At 41.1% G+C, this 20,622-nt stretch carries 21 protein-coding genes and 1 other annotated feature (1 of these 22 only partly in view); of the genes, 2 read left to right on the top strand and 19 right to left on the bottom strand.

The genetic code is table 11. The features are described from left to right. Positions 1-18: 18 nt before the first annotated feature. From ABXS78_RS03445 to ABXS78_RS03435, 3 genes are all read right to left on the bottom strand, one after another. Positions 19-720, bottom strand: a complete 702-nt coding sequence (locus tag ABXS78_RS03445) for a response regulator (protein WP_366248939.1) — start codon at positions 718-720, stop codon at positions 19-21. Beyond that, entirely contained in the window at positions 686-2,326 is a 1,641-nt protein-coding gene (locus ABXS78_RS03440) for a sensor histidine kinase (RefSeq protein WP_366248937.1), read from the bottom strand. Before ABXS78_RS03440 ends, ABXS78_RS03445 begins: the two co-directional genes overlap by 35 nt. Positions 2,327-2,439: 113 nt before the next feature. Further along, positions 2,440-3,213, bottom strand: coding sequence for an SDR family NAD(P)-dependent oxidoreductase (locus ABXS78_RS03435; RefSeq protein WP_366248936.1), 774 nt, complete (start codon positions 3,211-3,213; stop codon positions 2,440-2,442). 137 nt (positions 3,214-3,350) lie between these two features. Between ABXS78_RS03435 and ABXS78_RS03430 the strand changes: the two genes are divergently transcribed. Continuing rightward, positions 3,351-3,947 (top strand): TetR/AcrR family transcriptional regulator, encoded by a 597-nt coding sequence (locus ABXS78_RS03430; RefSeq protein WP_366248935.1) that lies wholly within the window; start codon positions 3,351-3,353, stop codon positions 3,945-3,947. Positions 3,948-4,088: 141 nt separating this feature from the next. Here ABXS78_RS03430 and ABXS78_RS03425 read toward each other — a convergent pair whose 3' ends face one another. The 8 genes from ABXS78_RS03425 to ABXS78_RS03390 form a co-directional block, all read right to left on the bottom strand. After that, positions 4,089-5,195 carry an ABC transporter permease gene (locus ABXS78_RS03425; RefSeq protein ID WP_366248933.1) on the bottom strand — a complete coding sequence of 369 codons (1,107 nt, stop codon included), beginning with the start codon at positions 5,193-5,195 and terminating at the stop codon, positions 4,089-4,091. Between the two features lie 67 nt (positions 5,196-5,262). Continuing rightward, positions 5,263-5,844, bottom strand: coding sequence for a TetR/AcrR family transcriptional regulator (locus tag ABXS78_RS03420; RefSeq protein ID WP_366248932.1), 582 nt, complete (start codon positions 5,842-5,844; stop codon positions 5,263-5,265). A 205-nt stretch (positions 5,845-6,049) separates the two neighbouring features. After that, positions 6,050-6,988: a sugar-binding transcriptional regulator gene (locus ABXS78_RS03415; protein WP_366248931.1), complete on the bottom strand. Its 939-nt coding sequence runs from the start codon at positions 6,986-6,988 to the stop codon at positions 6,050-6,052. Between the two features lie 51 nt (positions 6,989-7,039). Then, the gene (locus ABXS78_RS03410) at positions 7,040-7,396 is read right to left on the bottom strand and encodes a PTS glucitol/sorbitol transporter subunit IIA (RefSeq protein ID WP_366248930.1); all 357 of its coding nucleotides are present in this window, start codon (positions 7,394-7,396) and stop codon (positions 7,040-7,042) included. Between the two features lie 14 nt (positions 7,397-7,410). Then, a complete protein-coding gene (locus ABXS78_RS03405; RefSeq protein WP_366248929.1) occupies positions 7,411-8,421 on the bottom strand; it encodes a PTS glucitol/sorbitol transporter subunit IIB in 1,011 nt (336 codons plus the stop codon). A 16-nt stretch (positions 8,422-8,437) separates the two neighbouring features. After that, positions 8,438-8,953, bottom strand: a complete 516-nt coding sequence (locus ABXS78_RS03400) for a PTS glucitol/sorbitol transporter subunit IIC (protein WP_093727274.1) — start codon at positions 8,951-8,953, stop codon at positions 8,438-8,440. A gap of 15 nt (positions 8,954-8,968) precedes the next feature. Beyond that, positions 8,969-9,388 carry a transcriptional regulator GutM gene (locus tag ABXS78_RS03395; protein WP_366248927.1) on the bottom strand — a complete coding sequence of 140 codons (420 nt, stop codon included), beginning with the start codon at positions 9,386-9,388 and terminating at the stop codon, positions 8,969-8,971. A 16-nt stretch (positions 9,389-9,404) separates the two neighbouring features. Then, positions 9,405-10,661, bottom strand: a complete 1,257-nt coding sequence (locus ABXS78_RS03390) for an SAF domain-containing protein (protein ID WP_366248926.1) — start codon at positions 10,659-10,661, stop codon at positions 9,405-9,407. Positions 10,662-10,857: 196 nt separating this feature from the next. Here ABXS78_RS03390 and ABXS78_RS03385 point away from each other — a divergent pair, with 196 nt between their 5' ends. Next, entirely contained in the window at positions 10,858-11,322 is a 465-nt protein-coding gene (locus ABXS78_RS03385) for an NUDIX domain-containing protein (protein WP_366248925.1), read from the top strand. Positions 11,323-11,471: 149 nt separating this feature from the next. Here the strand turns inward: ABXS78_RS03385 and ABXS78_RS03380 are convergent, their stop codons facing one another. From ABXS78_RS03380 to ABXS78_RS03345, 8 genes are all read right to left on the bottom strand, one after another. Continuing rightward, complete coding sequence (locus ABXS78_RS03380; RefSeq protein ID WP_366248924.1) at positions 11,472-12,092, bottom strand: AAA family ATPase; 621 nt, start codon at positions 12,090-12,092, stop codon at positions 11,472-11,474. A 45-nt stretch (positions 12,093-12,137) separates the two neighbouring features. Next, entirely contained in the window at positions 12,138-13,004 is an 867-nt protein-coding gene (locus tag ABXS78_RS03375; protein ID WP_366248923.1) for a class II fructose-bisphosphate aldolase, read from the bottom strand. A gap of 36 nt (positions 13,005-13,040) precedes the next feature. Further along, positions 13,041-13,448, bottom strand: coding sequence for a tetratricopeptide repeat protein (locus ABXS78_RS03370; RefSeq protein WP_366248922.1), 408 nt, complete (start codon positions 13,446-13,448; stop codon positions 13,041-13,043). A gap of 18 nt (positions 13,449-13,466) precedes the next feature. Next, a complete protein-coding gene (locus tag ABXS78_RS03365) occupies positions 13,467-14,756 on the bottom strand; it encodes a PTS sugar transporter subunit IIC (protein WP_366248921.1) in 1,290 nt (429 codons plus the stop codon). Positions 14,757-14,789: 33 nt separating this feature from the next. Further along, positions 14,790-15,098, bottom strand: a complete 309-nt coding sequence (locus tag ABXS78_RS03360; RefSeq protein WP_366248920.1) for a PTS sugar transporter subunit IIB — start codon at positions 15,096-15,098, stop codon at positions 14,790-14,792. After that, a complete protein-coding gene (locus ABXS78_RS03355) occupies positions 15,095-17,224 on the bottom strand; it encodes a BglG family transcription antiterminator (protein WP_366248919.1) in 2,130 nt (709 codons plus the stop codon). Before ABXS78_RS03355 ends, ABXS78_RS03360 begins: the two co-directional genes overlap by 4 nt. Before the next feature lie 246 nt (positions 17,225-17,470). Next, entirely contained in the window at positions 17,471-18,835 is a 1,365-nt protein-coding gene (locus ABXS78_RS03350; protein WP_366248918.1) for an amino acid permease, read from the bottom strand. A gap of 147 nt (positions 18,836-18,982) precedes the next feature. Further along, positions 18,983-20,329, bottom strand: a complete 1,347-nt coding sequence (locus tag ABXS78_RS03345; protein WP_366248917.1) for an amino acid permease — start codon at positions 20,327-20,329, stop codon at positions 18,983-18,985. A 74-nt stretch (positions 20,330-20,403) separates the two neighbouring features. Then, positions 20,404-20,622, bottom strand: a binding site (T-box leader) (it continues 7 nt past the right edge of the window).

Below are 20,622 nucleotides of genomic sequence, written 5' to 3'. Positions count from 1 at the left end.
TCATTTTTCTCACGGAGATCAGGATGTGTTTTCAGCTCTGTATTTATACTTGCGTACAGGTCTTCCGACTGTTCCATAGGTGACTTCGACCTCTGCTTCTTTTCTCGATACCAGATATTCCAAGTAGCGACGGACAGTGGAATGGCTTATGCCTACTTTCGCTGCTACTTCCTCAGCCTTTTCGCTGTTCTGCTGCTCCTTCATTGCTTGTCGCACCGATTCCAAGGTATGACGGTCGACTCCTTTTGGATAGTCCTCCTGCTCCACTGCTTCTGCTGTATGTATGTTCGGGTGAAAAAATGCGTCTACTTGCTGCTGACCTATTTCATTGCCCGGTTGAAGTTCTCTTTTATAGATAGAATATTCCTTTAGGACACGATGGAAGCGATCGCCATCCACTGGTTTTATCAGATAACTGTATACGCCCCCACGCATTGCCTCACCGACCGTCTCCGTATCATTCGCTGCTGTCAGCAGGATGACATCTGTCCTCCGGTAATTCTGGCGGATGAACCATAGGATTTCAATACCATTCATATCAGGCAGATAAACGTCTAGCAGTACCAAGTCAGGCTTCAATGCCTGAAGAAGACTCTTTGCCTGCTCACCATTTTCTGCAACACCAATCAGTCGATACCCTTCCATCTGATTCAAGTAATTCTGAAATATCATTGATGCTTCTACATTATCTTCCACTATCAGAACGTTCATTCGATCCATTTTCCACGCTTCCTTTCGGGAGAACAATTGTTGCGAGTGTTCCTCCTGCTTCACTGTCCCCATAATACAAAGTACCACTTAGTTTCTCCAGTGCTGCCTGTACGATAGTCAGTCCAATTCCATGCCCATCGCCAGCATCCTTTTTGGTTGAATAACCATCTACCAACACTGCCTGTTTTTCCTTTTCAGTAAGCCGCTTCCCATTGTCCTCGATATCGACTATCACTTCTTGCCCTAAATCTGTGAAAGACACAAACACTCTTCCTTCGGTACCTTGATGCTTTGAAGAGGATTCAAGTGCATTCTCTAGTACATTGCCGATGATCGTGACGATTTTCTCTGTTGCTTCCGGCCGCATATCGATGTTCATGCTGCTGCTTTCATCAATTGTCAATGACACTTTTAGTTCTTTGGCACGATTGAATTTCCCTAATAGGCAGGCTGCGATCATCGGTTCCTTTATGCTTGCCATCAGTACATTGACAACACTCTGCTGCTCCTCCACTTCTTCGGAGATAAGTACGAGTGCCTTATCATATTGCTTCAGACTGATTAAGCCATACAATGTATTTAATTTATTCATGAATTCATGATTGGAAGCCCGCATCTGATCTGCTTGCTGCTTCATTTTTGCTATTGTCTCTGACACGTCAATCACTTCAGTTTCGGGACGTAATGTAAACACGACTCCCAATGTTTCTTCTGCTTCTCTAATTGGAGAAGCATCTACTATGTAAATATCGCCAGCTACAAATGTATATTTATTATATTTTCCTTGGCCATCTGCCAAAACAGCTTGATAAAGGGATTGCAGATTTGTCTGATCGATGGCATCCTCCAGCACGGATTTACGCTTGAATATTTCTTGGGCTCTTCGATTAATAGATGTGATATGACCTTTGCGATCGATGGCAATGGTAGCATCTTTGATCGATGCCAGCGTTGTCTCCTTTTCTTTGAATAAGAAGGAAATCTCCTCTGGTTCTAATCCATAAATCAGCTTTTTTACTCGTTTCGCCACGAAATAGGCACCTACCAGCCCAACTGCGAAAATAAGCAGAAACCAGATGATGACCTCCTGTATGTAGGAAAGTATTTGGTCATTCAGGTTCTGCTTAAGAAAGCCGACCGAAGCTACACCAATGATCTCACCAGCTTCATTTCTTATCGGTGTTTTCGCTTTAACCGCATAACCGGAGATACCATATCCTTCGTAAATGACTTCCTTTCCTTCTTCCAATACAGGGTCATTGCTCGTCTGTGTCGGTTTGCCGATTCTCTCCGGTTCTGGGTGAGAAATGCGGATTCCGTTCGTATCAGCGATGACAACATAGTCTGCACCGCTATTTTGCTGAATCTTTAACGACTCCTGCTGGATTATATCGTCATTTTCCCTCTCCTCCAGATGTTCAAGAATCGTTTCATCCTTCGCAGTAAGTTTAGCAACAGCCATCGCTGTGTTTCCTGCATCCTCCTCGACTATCTCATCCACTTTCCTTATGAATAGAGCGCTTACTAATAATAGACTGATCACGAGCAGGATTGTCACTAAAAGGACAATCTGACCTAGTAAACCAAAACGACGCCTTCTCAGCAATTTCCCCATAGTAGTCGTCCCCTTTATTCTTCTCTTCTATTATCTTACTACTTTCAAACTTTAGGAAGAAGAAAGGTTAGGAAAATAAAAAAGCACCCACCTGAATAGTGGATGCTGTCTTATTATCTGCTTGTATAACCTGCATCGGCATGAATCGTAGTACCAGTTACATAAGAAGATTGATCAGATGCCAGCCATAGGCTTGCTTGAGCAATCTCTTCCGGTTGACCGAATCTGCCAAGAAGGCTTAGCATCGGTGCGAATTCCTCTTCTGTCTGTCCAGTTTCTTCCAAAGAACCTCTGAGCATCGGTGTATCAATGGCTCCAGGAGCGACTGTGTTTACACGGATGTTCATTGGACCATTTTCAAGAGCTGCAACCTTTGTCATACCTACAACGCCATGCTTCGCTGCAACATATGCGATGTTATTTGGCTGCGGACGGAAGCCGCTGACAGAAGAAATGTTTACGATACTGCCGCCTTCACCTTGCTTGATCATTTGCTGTAATTCATATTTCATACAAAGCGCTGTACCTGTTAAATCCACCGCGATCAAACGGTTCCAATACGCTTCGTCGAATTCTGCTGCTGGTGCATTATCCGGTGTAAGAGCTGCATTATTGATAGCCACATCCAGACGTCCGAACTTCGCTACTGTCTCTTCTACCATCTGTTTTACTTCTGCTGAATCAGATACATCCACTTTCACGAAGAAAGCAGTTCCGCCAGCAGCTTCAATTTCTTCGACTGCCGCTTTACCTTTTTCTTCATTGAAATCTGCTACGACAACCTTCGCTTTCGCTTCAGCGAATAGTTTCGCAGTTGCCAGGCCCATCCCCATTGCTGCGCCAGTTACGATTGCTACTTTACCTTCTAAAACTGGAAATGTCATCATTACTTCCCCCTCCATGTTCTACGCGTACATTTTAAGAATAGAAGAGTAAGATTTACTCAGCAATATGCAATAATAGAGTTAGTAAATTATCTTGAACATGTCAGGTCAAATTGTTCAAAAAAAGTGAGGAGAAACGTGTGAGTATTACCTATCCAGATAAACGCGTTGAAAGAACCCAGCAGGCATTAAGAGAAGCTTTGCTGAAACTAATGGCGAACAAGCCCCTTTCTAAGATACACATTTCCGAAATAACGGAAGCTGCCGGTGTCAGCCGCGGCTCATTTTATACACATTATGAGAAGAAAGATGATCTTCTTGATGAATTATCTGAGGCTATGCTGGATGAGATGACTTCCGCTTTCCGAAAGCCATATGAGGCATTGGGGACGGTTGACTTACGAAGCCTCCCGCCAGAATCCATTGTTCTATTCAATCATTTTCTGGAGAATAAAGCATTCTACCAGCTGATGCTTGGTACCACTACCAATAATTTTTTCAAAGAAAAGATGACGAATCAGCTCCATCACCTTTTCCGGACAGATTATGCCTTCTACTTCCGTCAAATAGATGCAGAAATAGATCTGGAATTGTTTTGTACGTACCGTATCCACGGTATGATTGGACTGATCGTTGAATGGATCCAGAAAGGATTCGATAAACCCGCTTCATGTATGGCCGAACAGCTGCTGCATATATTCAGGTTTCATACAGAGAGTGTTATGATTAGACACTGACAAAACAATTCCAATGTATCAAATGGCTCCTTATTTCGTTAGTATGCCACTTCCCCGCTCCCAATGTGACACCGTTACAATAATCCCAGGAGACGGGGAAACCCTGAAAACTGCTAAGAAGCTGAAGTGATGCTTATTGATTCAAGCCTTCTTAGATTTCCTGATGATTTCTACGCCTAACTTTAAAATCATAATCAACAGTGTCACAGATAGAATAAGCAATAACATATTGATTTCTCGCTGAAGACCAAGTCCTCCATAAATAATTGAAAAATATCCTTCTGTTCCATATGTTGCTGGTAGATAACTACCTAACTCCTTATAAAAATCGGACAATAACTCGCGAGGAACAATTATACCAGCTGTCACAAGCTGTACGGATAATACAAGAATGTTAAAAATCATCCCAGCTGGTCCGAATATCACTAGAAACATCATGGAAGTATTCATAAATGTAAAGTAAACAAGCCCTTGAAAAATAATCACAAGAAACAAACTACCATGAATTACGAACCCGAAACCACTTATCGAGCATATAGTGACGACTGCAAAAACAATCGATAGTAATGCTTGCAGAATAAAACGAGACAAGAAAATCCGCCACGCCGGATAATGTTCTCTTAGTTTTGACGCAGAACTATATAGGTTCAAGCTTAAAAGCATCGAACCTACAAAGGATGCCAAAGTTATGAGCAACGGAATCATGGAAGCAGCAAAAGCTTTCGTTTCATGTATTTTCTCAATAATGGGTTGTACTGCATGTATTGAATCACTTTTCTTCCTTAATGATTCTACATCATCAGGATTCAAGCCAGTATTTCTTTGTGAGAGCAGTTGTTCATCCATCTTATCCGTTATATTATTGGCGGCGCTTTCCATCGCTTGTTTAGACATAGATGGCGCAGCTTGATTGATGATATATCTTACTTCAGCACCCTGAGCCATACTATCCTGTATAAAATGACTTGGTATGATCATGACCATGTCAAGGTTATGACCCTCTAATTCCTTTTTTGCTTCGTCTACTTCTGAAAATTGCTCCATCCGGAATGGAATCGCCTCTTTTAACTTCTCTACATGGCCTGTTTCGAACTGCTCATCCTGCACAACTATCCCTATCCTTAAGTTCCCAATTCTATCCTCGACGTCGTGATAGGCTGTAAGCCAGACACATAGAAAAATCATCAAGAATGCTAATGCTGTTGCAATTCCGATCCATGTTGTTTTTTCTTTTAGATATCCTTTCATAATCAATGTCACCTCTTTTAATTTATGCATGCATGTACTTACTTGCATTAAGAAGAAAAAAGAATTGCTAGGTCCTTAATCCCCTAGCAAATAATCTGGTACTCTCATCCAAAAAATCGTCATGACTAGCAGAAATCAATTTTCCCTCGAATCGAACTCTTGAAAGAAAATAGCCAAAATGCATCCAAACAAAATTCATTGCCTGGATCTCCAGATTAGTCGACATTATTTTTTCTTTTTCATGCATCTCCCTCAGATATTTCAGCATAACTTGTTTTACTGATTTCGGGAAAGCTGAAATAAGTTCCTTCATCTCCGGATTCAAGTCTGCTTCTCTCATAGCTATAAAAATTAAGGAACGATACTCTAGCAGTTTATCCTGGAAAGCTTGACCGAAAAGTCTTATATCCTGCTCCAAATCCCACTTTATATGCTGAAAGAACGCTTCATCGAACACAGTATCAAAAGTCAGGGATTCTATAATTTGTTCGAAAATACCATTCTTACTGGCAAAATGACGGAATAGCGTTACTTCATTAACACCTGCTACTTTAGCAATCTCCTTTGTTGTTGTACCAGCAAATCCTTTGGAAGCGAATAATGCGGTCGTTGCATCAATGATCTTCTGTTTTGTTGCATTCTTGCTCATTTCCTCATCCCTCAAATGTAAGTAAGTACTTGCATTATATGTGTTCCGCAGTATAAATGCAAGAAAAATAAGTAATTAGTAATATAATTTATTTATTCTTGGTTCCACTCATGACAAATAAGCTGCATAAAATCAAGATTTTTAAATTAGATTTCATGCAGCTTATTTGATTTAGTTATATCACACTTCTTAGAATTTAAAGCTATCATGCTTCTAAGAGCATACGAGCTGTCACATCATCGGTAATGAGAACGTGAATCAAATTCGCAGTCAAAGCAGCTTTGATTGCTTTGATTTTTTCCCGGCCGCTGGCAACGCCGATAACTAATGGTATCTGTTTCACATGCTCAAGATCCATTGAAATCACTCTGTCATTCCAATCATTATCTGCAGCACGTCCATCCTCATTAATGAAGTTATAGCAAATATCGCCCACTACGTTTTCATATTCAATAACGCCATTTGTCTGCTGAAGATATGATTTCACCATTGTCGAATGCTCAGGTGTTCCGCCAATTCCCACCATTGCAATATCAGCTCTTGCACCTGCTTCAAAGATACTTTTAATAGAAGATTGATTGACAATAATTTCTCTTGCTTCCTTGGAATCAACCAATACCGGAGCGTGTAGCAGCTTACACTTTGCCTTCAGCACTTCGGCTAGTTTTGCTACGATTTGATTCGCGTGGATATCGACCCGTTCATCACCCATTCCGCCTACAAGTGGAATGAATTGAAGTTCCGGAAAATACTGACTGGATGCCATTGCTGTAGCAACCTCGTACAATGTTGTACCGGAGCTGATTCCAATTGTTTGTCCATTTCGAATCATACGAAGCAGATAATTACTGGCAGCTGCTCCTAATCGGTTTTTGGAAGCATCACTCTCATTCGCTTCTACACAAATGACTTCCCGCAATCCATAACGTTTTTCTACTTTCGACTCGAGCCCTGTATACGGATGATCATCTTGCTCATGAATGATGATTTCAACAACTCCCGCTTCTCTAGCTTTCGTCAGATACTTAGAGATAAGCGACCTGCTGACTCCGATAGCACTTGCAATCTCTGATTGCGTAGCGCCTTCTTCATAGTACATGTGGGCGATTTTCACTAAAAGTCTTCTATCTCCCAAAAGTGCCATCCTACCACCCTATCTTGTGGTTTAGCATAAAATATGCCAACCTCCATTGTACTATTTAAATGTAATTTTGCTACCTTTCTGAATGATAGGGAACGTATGCGGACTTGCAAATACAGCCCCCGGCAGCACTTCCCCTTCTGGTTCCGTGAAATAAATCGAGATATGCCCCAATGTCTGTAGATTCTCATTCGCAGCCGAACCTACCTTTTCTATCTGGAACTCTTGTCCATCTATGATTAAGGCACCGCCTTCTTTGATTGCATTGCCTTCTGCTCCTTGTTCCACTTGGTGCAGGAATGAGATTTCCTTCAATTCAGCGGGGGCTTCCATACCGAAGAGTATAACGATTTTATCTGCCTCAAAAGCTTGCGCCATCGGTCCGATTTCTTTCACTATTGTCTGATACATTATTTTTCTCCTCCTTAATACATGCCAAAGCTGGCAAAGTATGCGATGACAACTGCCAGGACTCCGGTAATCAACCTGCTATACAAGACAGCTGGAACACCATACTGGACTGTTTCTGCCTTCGCTTCACCTAAAGATAATCCTACCGGTACGAAATCTGCTCCAACTTGCCCGTTTATTGCGAACAATGCTGGCAATGCAAATTGCGGCGGGATATTGCCCAATGCAATCTGGCTGCCGATCAATACCCCGATAACTTGGGCAATTACTGCCCCAGGTCCAAGTACAGGTGACAGGAACGGCAACGTACAGATAATGACGATGACGATAAGTCCCCAAATCGAGCTGGCAAGCGGTGACATCGTGTTGGCAATCAAGTCCCCGATCCCTGTGTAATTGATGATTCCGATCAGCATGCTCACAAACGCCATGAAAGGAATGATATTTTTAAGCAGCATTTCAATGGAATCCCGTCCCGCTTGGTAGAAGACTCCTGTCACTTTCCCGATGCCTTTGGAGAAGCGCATCAGCCAGTTATCACTATTGGAACGATGCTCTTCCTTCACTTTCTCATACTCTTCCTTGAACTCTTTCTTATCAGCAGTATTGAATCTTACTTCTTCAGCAGCAGCCGAAGCCTGCTCCTCTCCTGCATCTTGTGCAAGGGCTACCTCTTTCGGTGTAACACCCGACACGAAGATATCTTCTTTGATATGTTTCGCTAACGGTCCAGATGGTGAGGAACCAAGAATATCAACAGTCGGAATGCGTTTCATCGGATAAAGCCCGATTCTGGCTGTGCCTCCGCAATCAATGACCACACACATCATCTCGTCCTCAGGTACCGAGTTCTTGAAACCATCCACTGCTTGGGCCCCAGTCAATTCTGCTATACGTTCAGCTACAGGATGAATTCCCCCTCCTGTAATCGAGACTACTTTCGTTTTCTTGCCTTTTGGTTCAATCCGGAGGCCTGTTCCCCATCCGCCAGATCCTTTGCTGACAAATACCGCTTTATATCCCATGTGCTTCCCTCCCGTATTACATTCTTCTCATCAGGAATTTAGTGATTTGTTCCGTCAGCATTCCTCTAATCAGCATGACGACAATACCGACCAAGAAGAAACGAACTGCCAGTTCCGATGTTGAGTAGCCAGCTTGTGTCAATCCGTTGGCAATACCCAAGTAGACAAAAAGCTCTCCAGCATTTGCATATGGAAACAATGCCGTCACCGGATGTAAAAATGAAACGAGCGAATCAAAGAAGGCAGGTTTCTGACGCTCTTCAACAAAGCGGCCGAATGTATATGCCATTGGATTTGTAAGCAGTAAAATGGATAATATCGGCATGACTGTATAACGCAGCAAAGCATATTTGGAGGTGAAACGAATCGCCTTTGTCACGCGATCCTCTCCAATGAATTTGATTAGTGCATAAGTAAAGGTCAGCAATACTACCAATGTCGGTACTATACCGGTGATAAGGCTCATAAATTGCTCGCCCCCAGCATTGAACATACCGATGAAATGCTCACCGAACCACTGAATCCATTCCATGTCTTTCACTCCCTGTTATGAGATAGATGCCATTCTTTTCGTCTTCGAGATGGACATCATAGCTTGTTCACCAGCAGTCTGCAAAGCTGTTTGCAGTGCCGGCAGCTTCCTTTTTTTCACTGGACTGTGCAGCTCGTCCAACAGTTCGCCCAGATGCTTGCCTTCGTATTCTTTCATCTCCTTGAATGTCGATAAGATGCTGATTCCTCGCATCACCTGACATTCTTGAATCATATAGGATTCATCTACAACGAGCAGGACAATCGATCCTGGACCGATACGGCGGCGTGATTGTCCGGAGAAAAGGTGAAAGCCCTTTTCTCCTTTATATTTACCTAATAATTTTTTCATTGATTTATGATAATAGTGAACTTGAATAGCCGTTAGAGCAGATTGGATGATCAGCAAACAGCAGGCAACCAATACTAGCTTCATCTTGTCCCCCTCCCTATCATTCAGCGAATAAGTGATCTTGAAGCGCGCGGAGCTTCCAGACAGTAGTAGATGTATCCAGTTCCACATCGTCCATGGTCAGGAACTGGCCTTCTTCGATAGCACGCTTAGCTACGACGTTTCCGCTAATCAACCCGATAGGAATATGGCCATTTGCATTCATATCCTGATGTGTTTCCAACATTCCTCGGACACTGTAGCCACCAATGCCATCCAGTCTTTCACCCGGCTGGATCGCACGTTTTGCTACAGTGACGGTTTCAGAAATAGGCGCACCAAGCGGATGGATGGAGGTATCATGATGCAGGACTGCTTTTGCAATGGTGATCGGTGTTTCTAGGCTTGCCAGGTGATATGGCCGATACAATGTGTAATGCGGACCGTGATTGGAATCAACCTTTAGCAGATAGCGCAATTCCTCATCCACAGGTTCTAATTCACTCTTAACGATGACGAACACACCAGGTGCTAAACCGTTTACATATTCCACAACCCCAAGGGAATTAAGTACCCCGCCATTTTCTTTTAGATCCAGTTTCTTCGCCACATCATCAAGACCGGCATCCACACCATGCATGCCGACTTTATCTGGCACAAGACCGATTGCATTACTGAGCAAGTTCATCTCAGCCATTGTTTTTGTTCCATCTTGGAACGCTGCCAGCATATGCGCACTCATATGTTTCTGCTTTGCTTCTTCTGCACAAGTATCGGGATTCGCTGTCGGCTTCAGGGCATTGTTCTTCCCTTTACCAGCTACCACAACCTCAAGCCCCATTGTTTTCGCAAATTCGTATAATTCCACGATTGCTGCCGGTTCGTCTCCAGCTGAACCAGAGTAAACCAGTCCTGCACTATCAAACATACTGTGCATGTAAGAACCGATTGTAATGTCCACTTCTACATTCAGCAGAACCAAGTGTTTTCTCGAACGAAGTGCTTCCAACGCAATATTAGCTCCGACTTCCGGTACACCTGTAGCATCTACCACCACTTCTACCGTATTGGATTGGATGATTGCTCGGTAATCCGAGGAAACAACCGTCTCTATCTTTCTGTTTTCCTGTGAACGATAGAAATCCCGAGCCCTCTCTGCATTTGCAATGTTAACATCACAAATCCCGCCGACGACCATTCCAGGAATTCTTGAGATTTGAGAAATAAGTCCGAAGCCCATTTGACCTGCTCCGATAATTCCCACTCTGATAGGCTGTAACTGCTTGTCTCTTTCTTGTAGTTCTCGATAAATGGACATGTCCTATTCCCCCTGTTGAATGCGTTTTCATATTTAAGTAAGAAATGTTGTAACATTTGTTACACTATTAAATATAAGTTCCTTATACGTAACATATGTTACACTTTATATCATTTGTTACTTCTTGCTTGTTATTGTATTATCTATTGTAAGCGTTGTCAAACATTTTTCTAAAAAAATAGGAGGAGAATGAAATATGTCTAGAATTGATTATTATGAAGAAAATGCACCCAAAGCCAACAAGATTGTGCCTGCTGTTTCCGCTGTGATATGCAATGATCAGCAGATTTTACTTCAGCAGCGGAGCGATAATGGAAAATGGTCCTTGCCTGGCGGTAATGTGGATATTGGAGAATCAGTGCTGGAGGCGATAAAAAGAGAAGTAAAGGAAGAAACAGGATTGGAGGTTATTGTTAAACGTATAACAGGTGTATACAGCAATCCCGATCATATTATCGCTTATACAGATGGTGAAGTACGACAGCAGTTCTCTATCTGTTTCGCAGCGGAAGCTGCTGTCGGCCAGCTGCGTAAAAGTGATGAGTCTTTCGCTATTGCTTGGGTTCAAATCAACAAGCTGGATGATTACGACATCCACCCAGCTCAAAGGATAAGGATAGCGGATGCTTTAAAGAATTGTAAAAGTGCTTTTATTCGTTGACTGTAAAATGTAACTCCTTCAAGACATAACAAAGCCTGATACCTTCAACTCCATGAAGGTTTTATAATTTCATATCGAATGTTGATATTGTAATCTTCCCTACAGAAAAATCCCCACCTTGTATAGATACAAGGTGGGGAACATATGGGTTAACCTGAACGCTGACTATACGATAATAGTCTGACGTCATCAATAAGCTTCGAGTAGTTGACCCTTGAGATGTCTGTTACATCTGCTTCAACTAGTTTGCCCATTTGAAATGTATCATAACCTCTTGTGTTACAACGCTCCATAAATTCTTCATGAGATAGTAAGTTATCCGCCTCACTTCTATTTCTCAGCCGATCTCCCATGCGATAGGATGTTACAATGTGGCTTAAATGTCTTGAATCATCTAAGTCTCTTTTTCTTTGACGTTCATACAAAACATTCAGATCAGCTGTCAAACGAATGGTAATGACTTTATAGTGATACTTATCTATTAATACCTGAAGATAAGGCTGCTGTTTCATGCTGAATGGGTAATCACATATAATATTCTTTCCTGCATCCATTTGAAATTCCAAAATTTCGTAGTATTTCTTCCACACCCTATCTTCCAGTCTCTGTTTTTCATGCAAGTTTTGATATCCATATATATCAAAATAACATTCCTTTAACTTATCTGGAGATAGTAACGCATACGGCCCCAGACTTTGATCGATCAAGCTGCATAAATAACTTTTACCTGTTCCTGGAAAGCCAGCTAGTAATATTAGGACGTTATCCAATCAATCACCTTCTATCTATCTACTAATTGAACCTGACGGAATTCCTTACCTTAAGGCCAGCGTTCGATCCTCGACATTCATAAAAATAGTGATTTTATGTTTTACTATTTCTTTGACTGCCTGATTACAGGGAATTATATTATGTCGCAATGACTTTGTTTCTTTGGTTTCCTCAAATGTTTCTTTTGCTTTTCTCGTCCATGCCACCAGCAGCTCTGTACCTACATTAAATTTCCGAATGCCATTATTGATTAATTCCTGAATATCATGCTCATTCACACCTGTTCCGCCATGAATCACTAATGGCACATCCACTGCTGCATTTATTTCCTTCAATAATGGCAGATTGACCTCTGTCTTTGATTTATATTGGCCATGATTTGTGCCAATAGCAACGGCTAATGCATCAACTCTAGTTGCCTTGACAAATTCAACGGCATCTTTTGGATCCGTATACACCTTATCATCTTCCCCAACATGAATTCCTTCCTCTGTACCTCCAATCGTACCAAGCTCTCCTTCTACAGAAACTCCATGTTTATGTGCGTATTCCACTACTGCCCGTGTTTTCATAATGTTCTCTTTAAGAGGTAAATGAGAACCATCAAACATTACAGATGTGTATCCCTTATCGATAGCCTCTTTAATATCATCAAAATTCCTTGCATGGTCTAAATGCAATACCACATCTACCATTTCCTTTGTTGCCATAGACTTGCATACCGCTACGAAATTTTCATGACCAATGTATTTTGCCGTATCTATACTAGTTTGAATAATAATTGGTGAACCCTGCTCTTTTGCCGCACGTATCATATCTGGCAGCATTTCTAGATTATGTGCATTGAATGCACCCACTGTATAGTTCAGTTCTTCTGCTCTGCTCGTAACTTCTTTTAAAGTTGTATACATACTTAACTCCACTCCCTTAGTAGTATTTAACGCCGCTTATCGAACACCCCGTGTAACATCTTTGGAGACTTGCATCATATGATCCATTTTATTTAGATAGACTTGCAATGATTTGTCATCATTTGCTTTTGCTGCTTCTGCTCGTTTTTTGTTGTATAATCTCAATAAATTCTTATATCCATCGCCTACTGTTTTTTCTAATTGAATACTCTTTTCAAACGAATCAATTGCACTATCATCATCACCTAGTCTTAAATACTCCATGCCAATCTCTTCATGTAATTTTGCTTGTTCTTTCATTTCAGCTTGATCCAGTTTTTGTTTTTTTAAGGATATCGTTTGTAACACCTGTTCTTTCATTTCTGGTGATAAAACTACAGCTTCTTCCTCTTGTATTTCTTGTCTCGTTTTTTTATATTTTTTCTTTCCAAATCCAAACATCATAAATGCCTCCTTGTTAATCTAAAAAGCTTTTAGAAGTGGACCAATGAGCCAGGCATACATTAAAGCCGCGGCTACTGTATCTACATCCGTCGCAGTTGCATTGACAAATCCCATGGAATTGAAGATCGTTACTAACAGTGCAGGCAAAAGGGTAATGAAGAAACCGTGGGCCACACCACCTATAACCGCACCACGGCGTCCACCGACTTGATTTCCAAAGATACCAGCGGTACCGCCAGCAAAGAATGCTGTGAGCATTCCAGGCAGTATCATGGCTAAACCAAATACCGGTAGTACGAACATTGCAATCACACAACCAATAGTTGTTGTTATGAATCCCACGATTACGGCATTGGGGCTATACGGGAATAGCACTGGACAATCCAGAGCAGGCTTTGCATTTGGAACAAGACGCATTGCGATTCCTCTGAATGCCGGAACAATTTCCCCCAGCAACAAACGAACTCCTGATAATAGGACGTAAACCCCTACTACAAACTGAATCGCTTGTAAGAAAGCAAACATCAGATAATGCGTACCACCTGATAATGTCGAACCAAATTCTGCTCCAGCAAACGCAGCTGTAATTATATAGAGCGGCACCATTACTACCATCACTGATAAATAGGTATCCTGTAGAAACTCCAATTGAGCGGGGAGTTTTAAATCTTCAACAGATTTTTTCTTTTCACCTTTTTCACCGAATACTTTTGCTACTCCCGCTTCAAATACGTAGCCAACCGTACAGAAATGTCCCAAAGCAATGTCGTCGGAGCCTGTGATCTTACGAACGAACGGCTGAGCAATCGCCGGCATAGCAACTGCGAATACACCGCCAATGAAACCTCCTACTAAAATCAAAGCAATACCTCTTAATCCTGCAAAGTATCCAAATACCGTTGTCATAGTAGCCATCCAAAGGATTGCTTGACCAGTCAAGAAAATGTATTTCCATTTTGTGAATCGGGCAATGATAATATTAAAAACGAAGATAGCTAAGAAGGTTAATGCGATATCACGACCTAAGCCTAATTCATTCATGGCTTGACCATTAATGGCTTCAATCGAAGGGACAATGCCTTGCATTTGAAAACCTTCAGAAAAAATCTTACCGAAATATGTTAAACTCCCCACGATAATACTAGAGCCGGCTGCAAGTACCATGAAACCTAGCATCGTTTTTAAAGAACCCGACACTACTTGCCCTGCTGATTTTTTTTGTAAGATTAAACCTAGCATTGCAATCAATGCAATTGTGACAGATGCCTGGGTCAGAATATTTTGAATAATAAAGTTTATTACACCCATACGCTACCTTCCTCCTTCGCTCCGCCTGTATATTTAGACTAATACTCCTTTTTCCTTTAATACCGGAGTGATTTTTTCTTCTATCTCTTGCTTTGATACAATGTTTCTCAAATAAACAATAATTGTTTGTTCAGGATCAATAGTGAATTTCTCAAATTGGGATTGAAAATTTTGTGCAGTAATAATAATATCCGGCCTGGCTGATGCAGCAGATGAAATATCACTATGGTCCAATTTGGCCTCCACTCCTAATTTGGTTAAGACATCTTCTGCCGCCATTTGACAAGCAAAACTGCTTCCTAAACCCGCTCCGCAAACGAATAAGATATTTAATTTTTTCAAGAAAATCTCTCCTCTTCTAATTTGTTTTTTTTACTGCCATAAAGCACATTGTTAAACATATCAATATCTTTTACTGCTATTAATCTATTTACTTTCTCTTCATCATTTATTAAATCTATTAGATTTCTCATTACATTTAGGTGAGAATAGGAATCCACAGCAGCCAAACAAAAGACAATTCTAACAGGATCATTATCTGGATTGCCAAAATACACTGGATCTTTTAAGGTCATAACGCTAATTCCCAACTTATTTACACCATCTTCCGGCCTTGCATGTGCTAAAGCTAAATGCTTCCCGACAACTATATAAGGACCAAATTCATCCACAGATTTAATCATGGCGGTTATATAACTTTCTTCAATAACTGAATCTCTTACTAAAATATCAGCAACCTTCATTATTGCTTCTTTCCAATCTCCACATTCTTGATTCAATAGGATATTGGATTGCTTCAAGATATCCTGTAGCATCGGCTGTATCTCCCTTGTATTTATTTTCAGGTGATGTTGCTTAAAAGTCTCTTCTACTCTCTGATAACTATCTTTTGTTATACTGCCGCCGCTTTCTATAATTAACGCTAAGATATCTTGCATCAGACTTGTAGCATCTAAATTATTAGATATTATTCTTCTCTTATTTTTATTTTTGAGTAGAAATGCTTTTATCTCTTTCTTGTCACTTTCTCGCAATATAGGATTGAGAACTAATAGCGGTTTTTTCTGGTAATCTATTGGAATTGTAGTAAACACTAAATCTATGTCAAGCTTGTCAATAAAAGCCAATTCATGCGAGCTCAATACCGCCACAATCTCTATATTGAAATACTCTTTCAGGTTTGCAGCTAACAACTTTCCAGTTGAGATTCCATGATGGCAAAGCACAATTGCTTGGTAAACATATTTCTGCTCCTGCTTCATCCAACTGGCAGAGGTAGAGAAATAAACTGTTAAAAAACCGATTTCATCTTCTGATAATGGTTTCTTCGTGTAATCCTCAATGTGTTTCTTAAAGCATGTGACTGCCTGATAAATCTCTGCGTAAGACTCCTTGATTGTTTCTTTTAAGGGATTTGACGCCTGAATATCGTTCTTTGCTCGACTTAATAATCCTGTAATGTGCTTATATAATCCTTCATACAGATCTTCTTCTCTCTGAGAGAAAGGTATCCCAGTTAATTTCTCTACATGCTCAATTAATTGAATGGCAAGTAATTGTGCAGTAATCCAATCGATCGAATTGTTCATATCTTTAGGATTAAACGATTCAATCGCCAGTGTGATATAATCACACTCATTTAATGGGGGATCTAAATCAAATTCCTTACAGATGCAATCAACAAAAGGCTCGGTGGGCCTATCCTTTATCCCGTTTTTAACATTCACTGACTTAACGAGGATATTTCCTTCCTGCAGACGCCGTATCCAGATACCTAGGAATAAAATAACCTGATTCCGATATACATAATTAATTTCGATTCCACACTGTTCCAAAATCGCATCATAGTGTTTACTGATAGTCTTGAGTACTTCTAAATCTAAATAACTCAAAACTAATTGATCAGATACAGGAACTGCTGCTTCTGCATTTTGAAGGCTCATCAAATTATCAATATCCGTCATACTTGTAATTACACCGTATAACATGGATCTTATGGACCGTTCATCCCCTTGTAAAACAACCCCATACTTCGGCAAACTTACTACAGAAATGCCATAATCCCTTAGATAAAAACGAAGCTTTCTCATGTCTTCATCTAATGTACTTTTTGAAATCTGAAGCTTTTTTTCCATTTCATAAAGAATTGTCGTATTCGAAGGGTTAACAATATCTAGAAGTAGAGCAAGAAACCTTTCATCAGGTCGATAATAGTCGGTCTCCCTATCGTGTCCGATTTTTGAAATAAGCTTTTCCCGTTCCTCATCAGAGAGAGTTAGTTTTAGCCCCTTTCCTCTTGCTGTCATGATAGTCGGATAATTCTTTTCAGATAAGTAGTTATTAATCAGGACTAATTCGTTTCGCACAGTGCGCTCACTAATAGAGAACTCTTTACTAAGATCCTCATAAGTTAAAAAGGAATTCACTGAGGAAAATCTAGTAAGTAATTTTCGAGTCCGTTCTTTCATCGAATGTAACCCCTTTCATAATTTGATTATATGTGGTTGAAATGAAGAAGTTTAGTGTATCTTTTTGCAACTTAAAACAGCAAAAATGTAAGCGCTTTACAAGATGAACCTCATTATCCTTCCGTAGAGAGAAGTGGAGTTGAAAGATACAATTCTATGTCCGGAATCCGCATTTCCACTTCATGCTTAAAGTTCATAAAAGGTTCATCCAACAAAAAAAAGCCCTCCAAAAGAGGGCTTTCCTAATTAATTGTTTTCTGCATTATTTTTTGTTTTTACCCGAACCTGATACACAACCAACAAAATAATGAACCATACAGGTGTGACAAACAAGGCAACTCGTGTATCTTCAGCTAAGGCAAGAACTACGATGACAAACGCTAGGAATGCCAGAATCAAATAGTTCGAAATTGGCGATAGCGGCATCTTGAATTTGCTTTTACTTGCCAGCTCCGGACGTGTCTTACGATATTTCAAGTGGGCTAAAACAGTAATTCCCCAGATGAAAATAAAGCAGACTGTCGAGATACTCGTAATCAAGGTGAATACACCTTCAGGCATGACATAGTTAAGGATAACCGCGATTAATATAACGATTATGGAGAAGAACAATGCGTTCTTCGGTACTTTGCGGAAATTCAGTTTCTTGAACGGCTTTGGTGCGTGGTCTTCCTTAGCCAAGGAATAGACCATGCGGCTTGTACTGAAGACCGCGCTGTTGCAAGCTGATGCTGCAGACGTCAACACGACAAAATTGACGATACCCGCAGCTGCTACGATTCCTACTGCTGTGAACACCTGTACGAACGGACTTTCCTGAGGATTGATTGCATCCCATGGATAGATACTCATAATGACGATGAGCGCGCCGATATAGAATACAAGAATCCGTATCGGAATATTATTGATTGCCCTCGGAATAACTTTTTCCGGATCTTCCGTTTCCCCTGCTGTCAGACCGACAAGTTCAATTCCGACAAAGGCGAATACAACCATCTGGAACGATAGAATGAATCCATGCATACCGTTAGGGAAGAAACCGCCGTGATCCCAAAGGTTCGCGAAGCTGGATGGTCCAGCATCTGTAGAGAAGCCTCGGAGAATCATGAAGACACCGACAACAATCAATGCCAAAATCGCAATAATCTTGATTAAAGCAAACCAAAATTCCATTTCACCGAATAGTTTCACTGTGGCTAGGTTCATTATGAGCAGTATCACAAGTGCAACCAAACCAGGCATCCACTGCGGCACTCCCGGGAACCAGAATTGAGTGTAGATTCCCACCGCTGTTAAATCAGCCATTGCAATTGATATCCAGCAGAACCAATAGGTCCAGCCAGTAACAAAGGCAGCTCTGTCACCGAAGTAATCGCCGATAAAGTCCACGAATGATCCATATCCAAGATTACTTAATAAAATCTCACCTAGTGCTCGCATGATAAGAAAACAGAAAATACCGGTAATTAAATATGCAAATAGAATGGATGGTCCAGTCAGATGAATTGACTTGCCGGCACCAAGGAATAATCCTGTTCCAATTGCTCCTCCAATAGCGATCAATTGGACGTGCCTGTTTTTCAATCCTCTGGCTAACTTTTCTTCAGCCATATGTATGCTCCCCTCTTCCTTCATTTCGAGCATGGAATATGTGTAGTAAAGCCCTGACTCAAAATAAGTATACTAGTATATAGTATCCGAACAAAAAGAGGGGTGCAATAATCAAATTTTTCTAAAACTTAACTTTATAGGTAAGGATTACAGCCTATTTTTATGCTTCTTGATGAAATACGCTCCAATAATTACTAGATAGATTGCCAAAGTGACTGCTGTGATGACTACTGACGTTGTCCAGATTACACCAATTAAGATTAGTAACAGCGCAATGATTGCAAGCCATGTCGTCACCGGAAATGCTTTGACATGGTATGTTGCTTTGTTTGTCTGGCCTTTTCGTGATTTCAAATGGGCGAATGCAATGATCAGCCAAATGAACAGAACCGTATAGCCAAGCGATCCCATCAAATAATCGAATGTCTTACTTCCTATGAACAAGGAAATTAGTACCCCTACATATAAAAAAGATGTACAAACAAGTATAGCAACAACCGGCACCTGTCGTTTTGACAGCCAGGCAAACCGCTTTGAAATCCTGCCGTCCAGTGCTTGTGTGTAAAGCACACGTGATGAACCGTAAAGGCCAGAATTCATGGACGAGATGATTGCCAGTAAGATGACAGCGTTCATGACATGATCCGCTCCTGGTATTCCTATAAGCTGGAAAACCAGTACAAATGGACTTACTGCTGAACTGTTCACTTCATTCCAGGGGATAAGACTCACAATTATGAAAAACGGAAATAGATAAAATGCAATGATACGAGTAAGCGTGCTGCGTACTGCCTTTGGCACGACCTTTTCCGGATTTTTCGTTTCAGCCAACGTTACACCAATGATTTCTGTTCCTCCATAGGAATAGATAACAACAAGCATTGCTGTAACCAGTCCTCCGGCACCATTTGGGAAAAATCCGCCATGTGCTGTCAAATTGCTGAATCCAGGGGCTGTGTGATCTCCGAATGAAACTAGTAATAGGACAACACCAGCAAGAATGAAGAGAATAATAACACTTATTTTGATTAATGCCAGCCAGTACTCTGTTTCCGCGAACGCTTTTACTGAGAAAAGGTTAACTGCTGTCACAAGCACTGCAACTATTAGCGTCAAAAGCCATACCGGATAATCAGGAAGCCAGTATTGCAGGAAGATGGCTGCTACAACAGCCTCAGCTGCTATATTCAAAACCCACATTTTCCAATAAATCCAATCCAAGAAAAATGCAGGGAACTTTCCGATACTATTTTGGACCAAATCACGGAATGTTCTTGCCTCCTTATTTTGTACTGCCATTTCTGCAAGTCCTTGCATGACGAATAAAAGAATAATGCCTCCGATTAAATAAGCAAGGATGACAGATGGTCCAGCCATATCGACAGCTGAGCTTGAACCTTTGAACAAGCCGGCACCGATTGCCCCGCCCAACGCCATCATCATAATATGGCGTGCTGTCATGGTTCGTTTTAATCCATGTTGATCTTTCTTCATGATGTTGCCTCCTTGTTGTTCTCTAGCCTTTCTCCAAAGAAAAAAGCCTTCCGTCTCATCTCCATCTAGGATGGAAAAGAGACGGAAGGCTTCTTCACTTCCGCGGTACCACTCTTGTTGGTTTTCTAAAAACCCACTCTTCACCTTGTAACGAAGGTCACTCGTCAAAACCTAAGATTAAATCTGTCAGCTCTGCTGCTCCAGGGTGAGTTCGAAGGAGGACATAGTCTGCGTTTCACCACCCCCGCAGCTCTCTATGGCTATGCCTATCCTTTTACTACTCCCATTCGTCG

Source organism: Terribacillus aidingensis, assembly GCF_040703035.1.
In the GTDB taxonomy this organism is placed as follows: domain Bacteria; phylum Bacillota; class Bacilli; order Bacillales; family Amphibacillaceae; genus Terribacillus.
This window is presented reverse-complemented; position numbering and strand designations above follow the sequence as displayed.

Bases quoted from the DNA above. Each gene is read 5' to 3' on its own strand.
- ABXS78_RS03440 (WP_366248937.1), bottom strand. From the start codon at position 2,326: ATGGGGAAATTGCTGAGAAGGCGTCGTTTTGGTTTACTAGGTCAGATT.
- ABXS78_RS03370 (WP_366248922.1), bottom strand. From the start codon at position 13,448: ATGATGTTTGGATTTGGAAAGAAAAAATATAAAAAAACGAGACAAGAA.
- ABXS78_RS03345 (WP_366248917.1), bottom strand. From the start codon at position 20,329: ATGAAGAAAGATCAACATGGATTAAAACGAACCATGACAGCACGCCAT.
- ABXS78_RS03350 (WP_366248918.1), bottom strand. From the start codon at position 18,835: ATGGCTGAAGAAAAGTTAGCCAGAGGATTGAAAAACAGGCACGTCCAA.
- ABXS78_RS03410 (WP_366248930.1), bottom strand. From the start codon at position 7,396: ATGTATCAGACAATAGTGAAAGAAATCGGACCGATGGCGCAAGCTTTT.
- ABXS78_RS03445 (WP_366248939.1), bottom strand. From the start codon at position 720: ATGGATCGAATGAACGTTCTGATAGTGGAAGATAATGTAGAAGCATCA.
- ABXS78_RS03415 (WP_366248931.1), bottom strand. From the start codon at position 6,988: ATGGCACTTTTGGGAGATAGAAGACTTTTAGTGAAAATCGCCCACATG.
- ABXS78_RS03390 (WP_366248926.1), bottom strand. From the start codon at position 10,661: ATGTCCATTTATCGAGAACTACAAGAAAGAGACAAGCAGTTACAGCCT.
- ABXS78_RS03435 (WP_366248936.1), bottom strand. From the start codon at position 3,213: ATGATGACATTTCCAGTTTTAGAAGGTAAAGTAGCAATCGTAACTGGC.
- ABXS78_RS03400 (WP_093727274.1), bottom strand. From the start codon at position 8,953: ATGGAATGGATTCAGTGGTTCGGTGAGCATTTCATCGGTATGTTCAAT.
- ABXS78_RS03395 (WP_366248927.1), bottom strand. From the start codon at position 9,388: ATGAAGCTAGTATTGGTTGCCTGCTGTTTGCTGATCATCCAATCTGCT.
- ABXS78_RS03355 (WP_366248919.1), bottom strand. From the start codon at position 17,224: ATGAAAGAACGGACTCGAAAATTACTTACTAGATTTTCCTCAGTGAAT.
- ABXS78_RS03375 (WP_366248923.1), bottom strand. From the start codon at position 13,004: ATGTATACAACTTTAAAAGAAGTTACGAGCAGAGCAGAAGAACTGAAC.
- ABXS78_RS03385 (WP_366248925.1), top strand. From the start codon at position 10,858: ATGTCTAGAATTGATTATTATGAAGAAAATGCACCCAAAGCCAACAAG.
- ABXS78_RS03365 (WP_366248921.1), bottom strand. From the start codon at position 14,756: ATGGGTGTAATAAACTTTATTATTCAAAATATTCTGACCCAGGCATCT.
- ABXS78_RS03405 (WP_366248929.1), bottom strand. From the start codon at position 8,421: ATGGGATATAAAGCGGTATTTGTCAGCAAAGGATCTGGCGGATGGGGA.
- ABXS78_RS03420 (WP_366248932.1), bottom strand. From the start codon at position 5,844: ATGAGCAAGAATGCAACAAAACAGAAGATCATTGATGCAACGACCGCA.
- ABXS78_RS03425 (WP_366248933.1), bottom strand. From the start codon at position 5,195: ATGAAAGGATATCTAAAAGAAAAAACAACATGGATCGGAATTGCAACA.